Source organism: Bartonella sp. AP3QHHD (assembly GCF_042195765.1).
Taxonomy (GTDB): domain Bacteria; phylum Pseudomonadota; class Alphaproteobacteria; order Rhizobiales; family Rhizobiaceae; genus Bartonella.
This window is the reverse complement of sequence record NZ_JBHIPC010000089.1, coordinates 79,665-94,338: the sequence shown is the minus strand read 5'-3', so window position 1 is coordinate 94,338 and position 14,674 is coordinate 79,665. Positions and strand designations below refer to the sequence as shown.

Here is a 14,674-nt window from a genome sequence, read left to right as displayed (position 1 = left end):
CAAAAAACTATATTCATCAATATGAGAAATTTACTTGCATTTCTTTCCTTTGATCTAAAACTTTAAATCTTGCCAAGAAGCTGCAATTCCCGCAAAGCAGCTGCATCACGAGCAGATACATCCGGATAAACTGGATCACTTCCAACATCTTGTGTATAACGCCATGATCGAGCACATTTTTTTCCTAATGCCTTCTCTGGATATACACCAACACCTTCAACATCATTCAAAGTAAAAGCATCAGAAGGTATTGTGTCCTGCGTAATTGTGAGTGCACTGGTAATACAGATCTCCGCCATATCCACATTTTCTAATGCCTCTCGTAAAACCAGATTGGAAATAAAAACAATAGGCGCAGCTTCCAAAGAGGATCCAATACGCTTATTAGCACGTTCAAGCTCTAAAGCACCTGTCACAACTTTACGGACCTGCCGAATTTTTTTCCAACGCTCAGCCAAAGATTGGTTTTGCCATTCTTCTGGTACAGAGCGAAATTGTTCCAAATGCACCGATTGGCTTTCTGGGTAACGCTCTAACCAAGCTTCCTCCATAGTAAAAGGTAACATTGGAGCAAGCCATGTTACCATACGCTCAAAAATCTCACGGACAACCTGCAAGGAGGCCTTGCGTTTTTTTGATGAAGGCGCATCACAATAAAGAGAATCCTTGCGGATATCAAAATAAAATGCCGATAACTCAATGATTGAAAAATCCAATAATGCACGCATAATCTTTTTAAAATCAAATTCATCGTAAGCGCGATTAATCAACTGATCAAGTTCAAAAAGCCTATGCAATATAAATTTTTCAAGATCCGGCAGTGCACCATAAGATACTTCTTCTCCATCATCATGTGCTAAAGTTCCTAGCATCCAACGAATTGCATTGCGTAGTTTACGATATGAATCCACATTTGTTTGAAGTATTTTTTTGCCTAAACGCTGATCTTCCCAATAATCAGTTGTCATAACCCAGAGACGAAAAATATCAGCTCCAGATGTTTTAATGATCTCTTGCGGAACAACCGTATTGCCTAAAGATTTAGACATTTTCTTACCATTCTCATCCAAAGTAAAACCGTGTGTGATCACGGACTTATAGGGAGAACGAGCACGCGTACCACAGCTTTCCAAAAGAGAAGATTGGAACCATCCGCGATGTTGATCTGAACCTTCAAAATAAACATCAGCAGGCCATTTCAAATCAGCCCGATCTTCTAACACAAAGCTATGGCTTGCTCCAGAATCAAACCAAACATCCAAAATATCATAAACCTGTACCCAAGGCTCATGTGCACGCTCACCTAAAAAACGTTCACGTGCTCCTTCAGCAAACCATGCATCTGCCCCTTCTGCTTCAAAAGCCCGTAAAATACGCTCGTTCACACCTTCATCTTTTAGAATAACACCATCCTCATTCGCAAAAATACAAATAGGAACACCCCAAGAACGCTGACGAGAAAGAACCCAATCAGGACGATCTTCTATCATAGAAGCTAGGCGGTTTTGTCCAGAAGACGGCACAAAACGCGTTTTTGAAACAGCTTCCAAAGCCCGACTACGTAAAGTTGAACCATCCCCAAAATCTTTATCCATTGAAATAAACCATTGTGGTGTATTGCGAAAAATAACGGGTTTTTTTGAACGCCAACTATGGGGATAGGAATGCTTTAAACGCCCACGTGCAAACAATCGATCTGCTTTAATTAAAGCGTTAATGACCTCTTTATTGGCATCACCCATTTTTCCATTATCATCAATAACACGTGCAGGTCCTCCTTCACGATCTGGTCCTAAACCTGGAACATCTTTCGTATAGAACCCTGCATCATCAACAGGAAACGGTATAGATGAATCAATCCCCGCTTGCTTCAGTAAGGACTTATAATCATTCCAAATTTCAAAATCCTCACGCCCATGGCTTGGTGCTGTATGGACAAAACCTGTACCAGCACTCTCTGTTACGTGCGAACCATCAAGCAATGGAATTTTAAAGTTATACCCCCCAACCAAACCTTTGAGTGGATGAGAAAGAACAAGAGCTTTCAACTCTTCAGAAGAAATAACACGCAGACGCTTCAAAACAAGTTTGGCTTTTTCTCCACAACTCATCGCTAAAGCGTCTGCAAAAAGAAGCTTTTCTCCCACTTGAGGACCAAAATCATTTTCAGCACTTTCAACTTCGTAAATACTATAAGAAATTTGCGAAGAATAACTCACTGCACGATTGCTTGGAATTGTCCACGGTGTTGTTGTCCAAATGACGACATGAGCACCATATAAATCATCAGAATTTGCTTCAAAAACAGGAAACTTAACCCAAAGCACCTCTGATTCATGATCATGATATTCAATCTCAGCCTCTGCCAAAGCCGTACGCTCTACAACAGACCACATCACCGGCTTGGAACCACGATAAATCTGATCTGACATAGCAAATTTTATCAATTCACTGGCAATGCGTGCTTCTGCATGAAAAGCCATTGTAGTATAAGGCGCGTTAAAATCTCCCACAACACCAAGGCGTTTAAATTCTTCACTTTGAACGGTTACCCAATGCTGTGCAAATTCACGGCATTCTTTACGAAACTCGTTAAGAGGTACCTCATCCTTATTTTTTCCTTGTGCTCGATATTTTTCTTCAATTTTCCATTCAATTGGAAGCCCATGGCAATCCCAACCAGGTACATAATTTGCATTAAAACCACGCATTTGGAATGAACGGACAACCACATCCTTTAAAACTTTGTTTAAAGCATGCCCAATATGAATATGTCCATTTGCATAAGGTGGACCATCATGAAGAATATAAAATGGACGATCTTTTGCTTGTTGGCGCAATTGCGCATAAAGCCCCATATTTTCCCAACGCGCCATCAATTCAAGCTCTTTTTGCGGAAGCCCTGCACGCATCGGAAAATTTGTCTGTGGGAGATAAAGAGTTTTTGAATAATCTATTGTTTCATTTTTCACAGTCATTGTGAAATATTCCTGTCCACTTTTACGATTTCATTTTTGCATAACTTCCCTGAACCCTGCAACTCTGGTTTTTATCTATAGGGAAAGCCGAGCTTATCATTCGTATTAAGCAGCGATCAGGAAAATATATCATCACACTCTATGGGCTTTATCATGAAATTCACAAGAAAAGAAACCAAAAAGTGATCTTTTAAAAAATAAAGGCTCCACTAATAGTGGAGCCTTTAGAAATTTACTCTTTAAAAAATTAGAATTTATAAGCTACACCAACGCGGAAATCATTGGTTTTGTAGTTAACTTCAAGTTTTTCCTTTGCAAATTTCTTTTTACCAAAATCAGAGTAACGATATTCTGCACGTACAATCACATTATCCAGAAGCGAGAAATCAACGCCACCACCAAGTGTGTAACCAATCATGGTTTTTGTTTCATCAGATAAGTTCTTAGAAGAAATGACTCTTCCATCCTCATCCTTAACGGATATTGATACAGTGTCTTGGAACTGCCCATAAGCAATACCGCCAGCAAGATAAGGCATAAAGCGATCAGCAGCAAAACCAATACGTACCCGTGTAGCACCACCCCAATTTTGTTTGAAAGTATGATTTAAAGTTTCAACTTCATCCTCTTGATCAAGACCAAGTTCAGAAGCCATCTTTTTCATTTGTTCTATACCATATACACTGGAATTGTTCTTATCCACCGCTTGTGTACTTTGTGCACCATGTCCAGCCACATTCTGTCCACCATGAGAACGAGAAGCATGTGGATTAGTACCATTCGGATGAGCACCAGAGCTACGCCCACCTGCATGAGGTGCACCATGCGAATTAGCATTTCCGCTACCATGGGAAGAACTATGATGACCTCCGTTTTGGGCTCCGCTTGTTCCATTGGAATATTTTGCTGACTCAGAGGTTGACCCTGATCTCGCGAGTACAAGTGATCCGCTCGGTACTGTTTTTTCTACTGCTGATGGTTGTGATGCAGGTTGTACCGATGTGGGTGCTTTTGCTGCTGGCTGACTTGCGCCTAATACTGTTGATGAGGCAGAGGATACTGGTGCTTTTTCAGCCGTTTTTGCAGATCCTGCTTCTGCAGATTTTGCAGGTGCACTTGTTCCACTTGACCCTACTCCTGCTGTTTGATTTCCTGCTGTTGATTTTACCAATGAGGACGATGATGACTCCCCTGCTACTCCTGCCCCTGTGCCAATAGCTGTTGGTTTAGATGTAACTGGATTTGATCCATTTCCTCCTACTGCTACCGATGGCTGTCTTGTATCTGATCTTGCCAATAATCCCGATGATGCTTGCACTGATCTTCCCTCTGTCTGTGGGGAGATTTTTTTAGATGGAACAGTTTGTGTGCTGCCCTCTGCTGGCGTTGGCGTTCCTCTTACTTCTGATCTCGTCACTTGTTTGGAGGTTTCTGTTTCTGCAGCAGGTTTTGTTGATGTAGTTCCTACATCTGCTACTTTTGGTGCAGGTTGTTCTGAAGCAGCTGTTTGTGTTGTCTTTCCTGTTGGTGTTCCTGTTGTGGTTACAACTTCTGCGGATCTGCGGGATCTTACGACTGCATTTTCTACTGTAGTGTTATCAGCCGCACCTATGGTAATGGTCTTTGTGTGTTTTTTTCCAGATATCATTAAATCCGTATCGATGCCAAAAATAAAGTTATCACCGAGATCAATATTAGAACCTGCATAAAAACCACCTACAAAACCTGAAAGTTTAGGAGAGAACTCTTTATCCAGTGGTAAACTCTTTTCTTGACCAACAAGAGCCACATCAGCCTTGCTTGAAAAACCACCAGCTTGGACACCTAAATAAAGACCTGTCCATGAAAAAGTAGGTGCAACAATGGTAGAAGTAGTCGATGATGCTGGCTGATGAGGAATCATAACATCAGCAGCTAGTGCTGTAGACGCTGAAATTAAAGAAAAAATAGACGCTGTTATTAAACGTTTTGTATTCATAAAATCTCTCCAAATATCCAAAATGAAATTCATATAGAGCATCTTTTCTGAAATATCTGTAGCAAAAATGACACACTCACAAAAAAATAAAGATTTTTTGAAAATAAGGCTTCTTAAACTTTTAATTTTGCATTCAATGAAAATTTGTAAACTAAATCACTCTAGAATTATGTGTCTTAAAGTTGGATTCATTTTCATTAAATTTTTGCATAACTGTTAATGATAATATTCTTTATAAATTTCTTTTTACCGAAATCTGAATAACCGTATTCTGCATGCAATAAACTATCATCTGTTATTGCAAAATCAATGCCTGTGCAAACAGTGAAATCAAATGTTGCCTTTTTTAAAACCAAGCGCCATCAAAGTTTCATCTATTATCAGCATGATCTACTTTTGGTGCTTTAGCGATAGTATTTTGTATCTAAAATTAAGAAAACAAAGAACTTATTCAAACACTTGCAAAAAGACTTTTAGATTCTTTGCATAAGCATCTTCATCACGCCACATCACTTTGATTTATAATGATAACTTATTGTTTTCATATTGAATGAAAAAACTAATACTGTAGGATTCTATCATTTAAAATCTGTTCCATGTTGTATTAATCAAAATCATTCGCTTGCACGTCAAAAGCGGGATAAATGTGTGGATCAAATTTGTATAAGAAAGGACTAAAAATGGCTCTTATGAACCGTCTTAATGCAAGGTCTGTCGCAACATTGGGGGCTGGCAAATATAATGATGGTGCCGGCTTGTTACTTCATAAGCGTAAAGATGGTGGTGCTCAATGGATTTTACTGTATACCCTTCACGAACGTCGTCGTGAAATGGGATTGGGTGCCTTAAGACATGTCTCTTTAAAACAAGCCCGTGAATTGGCAACTAGGTGGCGTGCTGTTTTACGTGAGGGGCGTGACCCTATTAAAGAACGCAACAAACAAAAGCGTGAGGCAATGCGCAATCTCCATTACTTAAAAGATATTGCTTTAGATGCTTTTGAAAGCCGTAAAGCTGAATTAAAAAATGATGGCAAGGCTTGTAATTGGTTTTTACATTTACGCCTCCATATTCTCCCCAAATTAGGCTGTCTGCCCGTTTCAGAGATTACACAAACAGAGATACGTGATACCCTTGCCCCTATTTTGCATACAAAAGCTAGAACTGCTCGAACAGCATTGATGCGTCTTAATCTTTGTCTCAAACATGCGGCTGCCTTGGGTTTGGACGTTGATTTACAGGCAACATAAAAAGCACGCGCTCTCTTAGGAAAGCAACTCCATAAAGTTATTAATAGACCAGCCATGGATTGGAGAGAAGTGCCGGCTTTTTATCAGACGCTTTGTAAAACAACAACCATAACATATCTGGCATTACGTTTGCTTATCCTTACAGGGGTTCGTAGCAATCCTTTGCGTCATATTCATAAAGATCAAATTGATGGGGATATATGGACCATACCTGCTGAAAATATGAAAGGCAAGCGTGATACAACAAAAGAATTTCGCGTGCCTTTATCAACTGAAGCATTAGACATTTTAAAACAAGCACGATTGCTTTCTCGTAATGATTTCTTTTTTCTGCTAAAGGTCGCGGTCCCCTCGCTGAACGTTGTATGTCACACTATATGCAACAAACTGGTCTTGATGCCTGCCCGCATGGTTTTCGCTCTAGTTTACGCGATTGGCTTGCTGAAACAACCGATGCCCCCTATGAAGTTGCTGAAACCATTCTAAGTCATACAGTAGGAGGGCACGTAGAGCGCTCCTATCGTCGTACTGACTATCTAGAACAGCGCCGTGTCTATATGGATAAATGGGCGGCTTATGTCACAGGTCAAACCTAAAATATGGGGTGAATAACCCCATATCTGTGGATAACTTTCTCTCTCTTTTCTCTCATTCTTTCTCAATAAGAGTCATGAACGATCACATCAGAAAAACTATGATAAAATATTGTTTTCTATAAATACAATACCTTCAAAAATGAACCAAAATGTGGTTAATAAATAGTTATATTTTGTTTTCTTTTTTTATAGTGAAAGGATTTTAGAATGACAGAAAATGATATTCTTTTAACTGACCGTGAAAGTGCAAAATTGCTTCATATGAGTGTCTCAACTTTCCGCCGTCATGTAACCAATGGCTCTCTCCCAAAACCTTTAAAATTTGGTTTTTTATCGCGTTGGTTACAATCAGATCTTATCAATGTCATCGAGCAAGCAAAACAGCAACGTTATAACGACGCGGCATAAAAAGAAAACCTTGTCACGTAAGGACGGACAAGGCTTTCTCAAACTCATCAACCTGGTGCTTTATTTGGTGTAAATTCAAGGCTTTCTCTGCTGAAGTAAGACTTAAGGTTTGCATTCAAGTTGTTCTGAATGCTTTTTACAATAAGGGCTATTTAAGCGCCTCTTGACACTTCTCTGTGGGATGACAGCACCTGGACGACAAATCGGAAGATTTTCTTCTTTAAAAGTATAACACCATCCCCCTTCATGTTCATCTTTATAGTGGAATCCTGATTGAATCATGCAAGCATGGACTGTTGCCTGTGCATTAATACTCTGCTCTCTGCTTTCTGAATCCTCATCATAAGGCGTTGGCATTCCACATTCTAATAAAGCTTTTCCTATCTCAGTAAAATCTGCTCCTGGCTTCTCCCACATATACATATACCCTGGAGCAGGCTTAAAAAAATTACACCCAGCTATACTTAACAGGATTATCCCGCTTAATAATCTTAAAATGTGTTTCATTTTTTGCTCCATGAATTAATTGAATCAATTTGTATCCGGTGAGATGAACCATAATCATGTCTACATGCTCGATCCGCATTTGCATAACAAACATGAGGACTTGGATAATCAAATAGTACTTTCTTTGCCTCTTTAACTGCGTTACTACCAAGGGGACTCTTGTCAAAAGTAGCGGGATTTTTGCCAAACACAACACCAACAAAATCATCTGCATGGTTTTCCAAGCCGACAGTGGTTTTCTTTCCATCCCTTAAGATATATAACGTATCTGCCATGTCTTGAGTATTATAAGCTGGACCAAAAAAATTAACCGTTGTTTCCTTTGCTATACCGTGAACACCATGCTTTACTAAATCATGTGATCCATTTCCTGCTGTTATGGTACCACGACTATGGGCATCATCATGCAATCCTGTATTGCCATAAAGATACATTGTATCCTGGAATTTCTTGGTTGAATTGGTCAATCCAAAAAAAATCTACCTTCCAGAAACTTCTGAAAAATCGCTATCCCTACTTCCACTTCCCAGTCTTCAGCTTCTGGGAAGTATGTAAAATAAAGGGGACCATGATCATTGTCAGCAAACTGGACAGTATAACGCGCAGCATCATCTGGTGAGGTAAAAATACCATTGTAAAACATATGAACCTTGCCATCAGAACCTTTTTGTAAATGTTTTTCTTCTTCTGGTGTTAAATAGTGATACAGAGGTATTTTTCTTCCATAGCTGTCTTTTATATAGTTTCCATTTTTATCTGTTGCATAGAGGACATTGCCATTTTCATCATGCTCAACCTCACCCTCAGGATGCTCTTTGAGATATGCGAATTCACGTATTTTGTCCCAGTATCCCAATCCTTCATCCGATAAATCATTGATCATATCTACGCGATTATGCACTACCCCCTCAAGCGATGCGACATCTAGCTGTTCTACTGCTTGGTGTGCTGCTGCGGTGTTGCGGTTGAGAGAGCCAATGATTTGTCCAGCATCTTGCCCCATCGCCCTCTGTCCAGTTGTATCAGTAAGGATGATAGTCCCATCACTGATAGCAGATTTGGTTTCCCCTTCTGCTCCATCCTTGGCTTTGCCGTGATTTAAAACATTCTTGGCAATGTTTTTTATCGTGTCATTCCCAGAAAGGCTAAACCCATGGCTGCTGGCTTTAGCATGGGCACTGTTGCTGATATCACTGGTGCTAATGCTTCCAGTGGTCAGGCTGTTTTTGTCCGCCGAGGCTGTGCTAGCAATAATGCCTCCGGTTAGGGTCGTTTTGTCTTTAACAATGATATTAAAGCCGCCATCACCCGCTTTGATGCCTGATTGCTCCACAACACTATGATAATCGCTAGAGGATTTATCCTTTTGGAAAGAGGCACTCATGGAGCCCCCACCTATTTACTAAGGAAATTAAACGTGTGTAACATCAAACATATCATCATACAGTCTGCTAAAGATGAGAGCTTTGTTTTTTACCATTGGCTATGAAAGAAAATCCTTTGAGGACTATTTCAATCAACTTATCAAAAATAATATTAAACTTTTGTATGATATTCGTAAAAATCCAATAAGCAGAAAATACGGATTTTCAAAAAGACAATTAGAGAAAGTTGTAAACAACATTGATATTGAATATATGGCATATGCCTGAACTTGGAATCGCCTCTGAAAAACGAAGAAATTTGAAAACACAAAAGATTATGATCGCCTTTTTGAAGATTATCAAAATACAACTCTCAAGGATAATTCTTGTGCAATAAACAAATTATATCAAATTTTTTTAACAAAAAGCGCGTTGCAATCACCTGTTTTGAAGCCAATGTATGCATGTGTCATAGAGGACAACTCGCATTAGCTCTCATTCCATTGCCTGATTGGAAATATGAAATTAAGCACATCTAAAAAATAAATTTGCATATTTTTTTAAAATGGGAGTGCCCATATGCCTCCCAGCCCCCTACCCATTCCTAACAACTTTTAAGTGATGCATGATTCACGCTACGGGTGAATTCTGCGCAAATCAAGGAAAAGAAATATGAACTGACCGATGAAACAATTGAGGTTGGTGGATACATTACACTTTACCGCATCCGTGCTTTGAGAGACTTTGGAGATGTAAAGGCAGGTGATCTTGGCGCTTTTACACAAAAAGAAGACAATCTAAGTCATGATGGCAATTGCTGGATAAGTGATGATGCAAAAGTCTATGGTTATGCCAAGGTTTTTGGGGATGCACATGTTTACGGTGGCACATTTATTAGTGGAAAAGCTAAAATTTATGGAAATACTAAAATTTATGACAGTCCATTGATTTCCATCAGAGCAAATATACGCTGGCTATTAAACAAGCGCAAAATGGCATCTCCAAGAAAATAAACAGACTTACAAAAGGCTCTTTCGATTGGTTATTGCATCAGTATTTACAAAGCATGCAATGGCATAATCAATTAGAATCTACTAAAAAAATTAAATATCGAATTCTGAATAATGTTTCTAAACATATCGGTGATCGTGCATATAAAAGCATAAACAAACAACACATTCTTGAAGCCGTAGATAGAAGGCGAGAGACCCCCGCGGCGGTAAAACATTTTTTGACCTCTTTAAACAGTCTCTTTAATTGGGCGGTTGATAATGATCTTTTGAATAGAAATCCTGCTTTTAATTAAAAGCACCAAAATCTTTAAACAGTGGGGGATTACTGCCATGGCTAGAAGAGGACATAGACAAATATTATCACCGTTGGTCACATGGTACACATGAACGCGTCTGGATTGATGTTCTTCTTTATACAGGCTTGCGTCGTGGTGATGCCGTTCGTATCGGCTGGAAAGATATCACAACAGATAATATTATTCATTTAAAAACAGAAAAGAGCCAATTTAAAACAGATGTTTTTCTTCCTATTTTATCAGAACTAGAGGAAACCCTTAAAATTGGTCCCATAGGTGATGAAACATTCATTTGTGGTAAAGGTGGAAATAAGCTTGTCAAAGAAAGTTTTGGCAACCTCTTTCATGAAGCATGTAATGCGGCGGGTATTAAAAAATCAGCGCACCGATTGCGAAAATTAGCAGCAAAACGTGCTGCCAATGCTGGTGCTACGGTTTCACAAATGAAAGCGCTTTTTGGCTGGACAGAAGATAAAATGGCATCCCTTTGTACCAGAACAGCCGATAGAAAACGACTTGCAATAGAAGCAATCAAAAAGCTACAAAAAAGTTAGAGCAATGGGCAGCAGCTAAAAAAACAAACCAAAGCACCATCAAAATTATTAACGAAATCAAAGCGGCGTTTGAGGTGTATCAGAAACAAGAAGAGAAATAGGTGGTTGTGCCTGTTGCTTTGTTTGCCATAAATTATAGTTTGTTTGCATATCCAACCAAAATTTTGCTTTACTAAAACCAGCTAATTCTAATTTAATAGCAAGCTCGGTACTTATAGAAGCATGTCCGTTAATCACTCTTGATAAAGAAGCTCTTGTCATATGGAGATGATCAGCTAATTTTTGTATTGTTATCCCCATTTCTTCTAAGAAAGCTACTTTCAGAACTTCACCCGGATGTGCGGGGTTATGCATCATTTTCTTTCATTCCTCTCATCAATGGTAATCTTGATAATCAACAAGCTCCACATCTGTTCCTATAAAGCGAAAAGTAACACGCCAATTTCCATTCATCCATATAGAATAGTACCCTGTAAGTTCACCTTTAAGAGGGTGTATTTTAAAGGCAGGCGCTCTCAACATTTCAGGCGTAGTAGCACTTGTTAAAGCCGTTAAGATAACGCGTAATTTTTTACGTGATCTGGTCAAATAGCTTTTGTGGAACCTGTTGTATAAAATAATTTTAAGCCCTTATGTTTAAAACTCACAATTGCCATATACTGCCCCTTGTCGTATATCATTGCTATACGGTTAATAACAATAAGAGTCAAGCCCATGTTAGAAATATCTGATTATATATCTGGAAAAAATGGATGGGAATAAGTGATAAAAAAGCTTCAAAAAGGTTAGGGATAGACACCCAAAAAAACATAACAGAATCAATGATTATAAAATCCCTTACTCTTGTAATAAATTATTGATTTTAATTGCCTTTTTTACACTCTTTTAGTGGTGCAAAACTATAACGATGTAATCCTATAACTGGTCCATATTTATCAAGAGCTGTACGATGCGCTAGCGTTGCATAACCTACATGCTTCTCTAAACCATACCCTTTATAAACTTGTCCTGCACATTCCATCATCCGGTCACGCGTTACTTTTGCAATAATAGATGCGGCTGCAATGGAAACCGAACGCTGATCACCCTTAATCAACGCCATTGCAGGACAGGACAACTCAGAAGGAATATCACGCCCATCAACAAGGACATAGTGGACTGGAATGGCTAATCCTATAATACAGCGACGCATTGCTTCTAAAGTTGCTTTTCTAATATTGGATTGATCAATTGTACGAGCACAAAGACTGGCAACTGAAACCGCTAATGCACTTTGCAAAATTTCATGATAAAGTCTATTTCGTTGGAGAAAAGAAAGTTTTTTTGAATCATTTAACCCATTAGGAATACGATCTTTATCCAAGATAACTGCTGCTGTTACCACAGGTCCAGCGAGAGGCCCCCGTCCTACTTCATCAACACCTGCTATATGAAAAAAACCCTGTTTTTGCAAATACAATTCGCACGAAAAATTTGGTTGTAGCGGAAAATTAAACATCTTTGATAAATCACAAATACAACAAACATACATCTATTTCTGTAGACTGATCATTTTTTGCAAGCATTACAGTTTTAAATGGCTCTTCAAACATTCCGCGAATTCTTGCACAAAAAATAAAAAAACACATTTCTTTGGTTACCCTCTTTTATTATGTATAATAAAATCATGATGAAATAAAAGCTTTTATATTTATTTATCAAATAGTTCCTAAAGTCATGATAGGTTTTATAAACCAATTTGGGTGCATTGATTTGATAAAAAGAGCTGCTTGTTGCGCCGTTTGTTTATTTTTAAAAATGCCAAAGCAAGTTGCTCCCGTTCCAGACATACGGGAAAAAAGAGCCCCACATTCATCTAATATAGATAACACTTCAGCTAACTGAGGTGCTATTTTTAATGCAGGAGAAAAAAGATCATTACGCGTTTCTTGTAAAACTTCAACTAATGAATCAACACTCTTTAAAGCGTCTGTATTAATTTTTAAAGAAGGATTATGACGCTTCTCTAACGCTTTAAAAACAGCTTGTGTTGAAATCTCTTGTCCATGATTAACCAATACCATTGCTAATGAACAAGCTTCTTTTAGTCGTATCATCTCTTGACCAATCCCTTTAACCAAAAGCGGCTGCTGATACTTTAATGCACAAAGGCACATGGGAACATCAGCACCAAGAACTAAGCTCATTTTTGCTAATTCTTCGTAAGAGCAATCAAGATTCCACTGCCGACGCAACATGCTGATAACCCCAGCTGCATCACCTGAGCCACCACCAATGCCTGAAGCAACAGGTAATGTTTTTACAAGCCGAAAAAAAGCAGGTTGAGCACATTCCGGAAAAGTCTTATGCATAAAGTCCCGTGCGCGAATAACCAAATTGTCTAAATGAGAAACAAGCCCTTTTGCAAACGGCCCCGTCAAAACAAACTGATTATTTTCACAAGGTGCATAGTGTAGACAATCACCGCTAAGACTAAAATAAACCAAACTTTCTATTAAATGATACCCATCAGCACGTTGCCCCACAACATGTAGAGCTAAATTCAATTTAATAGGTGTAAATAAATAGGAATGTCTTTGGAACGAAGTTTGTACATTTGATATCATATGACGTAATATTCACTTACATAGGGTTCTTTTAAAAATTCCCCCCTTTTACCCACACTTTTAGCACGAGCCCTATAAACAGCTTGGAATATTCTTAATCGTTTTCTAAAAAAACAATAAATATAAAGAGTTCTCATACAAAATAAACGACATGTTCTCATTCATATCATTTCAAGCCTTTTTTCTTCTAGCATCTGTTTTTAGATAAAAATCTCTCTGGCTTGAATGATCCTTTCCATCACAAACCATAACGCTGCCAAAGCGCTCGCTCTTCTGCTGCCATCAATGCACTATCAACGACTGTATAAACCGTATGTGCCGTCACTCCTGAAGGCGTTTTAGGTCCTAAAAAACTTTTTGGAGGCATAATAAGTCGAAGTTTTGCATCATTACCAAAGCGCTCCTTAATAACAGAACGTACATCATTCAATCCATCAACCAGACCAAGCTCAACGCTTTGTTTTCCACTCCAAAACATTCCTGTAAAGAGATTCGAATCATCTGATAATTTTTCAGCACGCCGTTCTTTAACCAAATCGATAAAAGTTTGATGCACTTCAAGTTGGAGAGATTTCAAATGCTCAATATCCGCCTTTTTTTCTGGCTGAAATGGATCTAATGTAACTTTGTTCTTTCCTGCTGTGTATACACGCCGTTCGATACCAATTTTCTTCAAAAGTTCCGGAAAACCAAAGGAAGCTGAAACCACTCCAATGGAACCAACAATTGAAGAAGGATCTGCAAAAATTTCATCCCCTGCACAAGCAATCATATAACCACCAGATGCTGCAATATCTTCAATAAACACAAGAACCTTTTTATTTTTTTCTTCTGCCAAGTCACGAATGCGCTTGAAGATAAAACGCGATTGTACAGGTGAACCACCAGGAGAATTAATAATAAGTGCAACAGCCGGTGACTTTTTGTGTGCGAAAGCCTTCTCTAAAAGATTTGCACACCTACTGAGGGAAAGGGTACGAGATATAGATGCTGATGAATCCATAATTGCTCCTTGAAGGCGCACCACAGGAATTTCAAGTTTATCGGAAGAAAAACGGCGTGGAATAAAACTTTTAATAAAATCCATCAAAACAAAATCTCCTTATAAATTAAGAACAATTAAA

General features: G+C 38.6%; 12 protein-coding genes and 3 pseudogenes. 5 read left to right on the top strand and 10 right to left on the bottom strand.

Annotation, left to right across the window (positions count from 1 at the left end):
• Positions 1–62: 62 nt before the first annotated feature.
• Together ileS and ACFIL7_RS07880 are read right to left on the bottom strand one after the other, a co-directional pair.
• The gene (gene ileS, locus ACFIL7_RS07885) at positions 63–2,978 is read right to left on the bottom strand and encodes an isoleucine--tRNA ligase (protein ID WP_375634689.1); all 2,916 of its coding nucleotides are present in this window, start codon (positions 2,976–2,978) and stop codon (positions 63–65) included.
• Positions 2,979–3,225: 247 nt separating this feature from the next.
• On the bottom strand, positions 3,226–4,956 hold the full coding sequence (locus ACFIL7_RS07880; protein ID WP_375634690.1) for an outer membrane beta-barrel protein: 1,731 nt from the start codon (positions 4,954–4,956) through the stop codon (positions 3,226–3,228).
• Positions 4,957–5,636: 680 nt separating this feature from the next.
• Between ACFIL7_RS07880 and ACFIL7_RS07875 the strand changes: the two are divergent.
• Both ACFIL7_RS07875 and ACFIL7_RS07870 read left to right on the top strand, forming a co-directional pair.
• Positions 5,637–6,802, top strand: a pseudogene (locus ACFIL7_RS07875) (tyrosine-type recombinase/integrase).
• Positions 6,803–7,009: 207 nt separating this feature from the next.
• The gene (locus ACFIL7_RS07870) at positions 7,010–7,210 is read left to right on the top strand and encodes an AlpA family transcriptional regulator (protein ID WP_004860538.1); all 201 of its coding nucleotides are present in this window, start codon (positions 7,010–7,012) and stop codon (positions 7,208–7,210) included.
• 102 nt (positions 7,211–7,312) lie between these two features.
• On the opposite strand, the gene ACFIL7_RS07865 is transcribed toward ACFIL7_RS07870, so the two are convergent.
• The 3 genes from ACFIL7_RS07865 to ACFIL7_RS07855 are packed head-to-tail and all read right to left on the bottom strand — an operon-like array spanning position 7,313 to position 9,101.
• Positions 7,313–7,717, bottom strand: a complete 405-nt coding sequence (locus ACFIL7_RS07865) for a hypothetical protein (protein WP_375634692.1) — start codon at positions 7,715–7,717, stop codon at positions 7,313–7,315.
• Positions 7,714–8,184 (bottom strand): hypothetical protein, encoded by a 471-nt coding sequence (locus ACFIL7_RS07860; protein WP_375634693.1) that lies wholly within the window; start codon positions 8,182–8,184, stop codon positions 7,714–7,716. The genes ACFIL7_RS07865 and ACFIL7_RS07860 overlap by 4 nt, the downstream gene beginning before the upstream one ends.
• Entirely contained in the window at positions 8,181–9,101 is a 921-nt protein-coding gene (locus ACFIL7_RS07855; protein WP_375634694.1) for a hypothetical protein, read from the bottom strand. The genes ACFIL7_RS07860 and ACFIL7_RS07855 overlap by 4 nt, the downstream gene beginning before the upstream one ends.
• A gap of 73 nt (positions 9,102–9,174) precedes the next feature.
• Between ACFIL7_RS07855 and ACFIL7_RS07850 the strand changes: the two genes are divergently transcribed.
• The 3 genes and pseudogenes from ACFIL7_RS07850 to ACFIL7_RS07840 form a co-directional block, all read left to right on the top strand.
• Complete coding sequence (locus tag ACFIL7_RS07850; protein WP_375634695.1) at positions 9,175–9,369, top strand: DUF488 family protein; 195 nt, start codon at positions 9,175–9,177, stop codon at positions 9,367–9,369.
• 353 nt (positions 9,370–9,722) lie between these two features.
• Positions 9,723–10,094, top strand: coding sequence for a hypothetical protein (locus tag ACFIL7_RS07845; RefSeq protein WP_375633559.1), 372 nt, complete (start codon positions 9,723–9,725; stop codon positions 10,092–10,094).
• Positions 10,046–10,944: pseudogene (locus ACFIL7_RS07840) on the top strand (tyrosine-type recombinase/integrase); the annotation flags it as partial. The gene ACFIL7_RS07845 and the pseudogene ACFIL7_RS07840, both read left to right, overlap by 49 nt.
• Positions 10,945–11,001: 57 nt before the next feature.
• Here the strand turns inward: ACFIL7_RS07840 and ACFIL7_RS07835 are convergent.
• The 5 genes and pseudogenes from ACFIL7_RS07835 to ACFIL7_RS07815 all read right to left on the bottom strand — a co-directional run bounded on the left by ACFIL7_RS07835 (position 11,002) and on the right by ACFIL7_RS07815 (position 14,637).
• Complete coding sequence (locus tag ACFIL7_RS07835) at positions 11,002–11,301, bottom strand: HigA family addiction module antitoxin (RefSeq protein WP_375618459.1); 300 nt, start codon at positions 11,299–11,301, stop codon at positions 11,002–11,004.
• Between the two features lie 18 nt (positions 11,302–11,319).
• A pseudogene (locus ACFIL7_RS07830) lies at positions 11,320–11,600 on the bottom strand (type II toxin-antitoxin system RelE/ParE family toxin).
• Between the two features lie 206 nt (positions 11,601–11,806).
• Positions 11,807–12,475, bottom strand: a complete 669-nt coding sequence (locus tag ACFIL7_RS07825) for a ribonuclease HII (RefSeq protein ID WP_375633558.1) — start codon at positions 12,473–12,475, stop codon at positions 11,807–11,809.
• Positions 12,476–12,641: 166 nt separating this feature from the next.
• A complete protein-coding gene (locus ACFIL7_RS07820) occupies positions 12,642–13,550 on the bottom strand; it encodes a 4-(cytidine 5'-diphospho)-2-C-methyl-D-erythritol kinase (protein WP_375634696.1) in 909 nt (302 codons plus the stop codon).
• Positions 13,551–13,788: 238 nt separating this feature from the next.
• Positions 13,789–14,637 (bottom strand): S49 family peptidase, encoded by an 849-nt coding sequence (locus ACFIL7_RS07815; RefSeq protein ID WP_012754808.1) that lies wholly within the window; start codon positions 14,635–14,637, stop codon positions 13,789–13,791.
• Positions 14,638–14,674 lie beyond the last annotated feature (37 nt).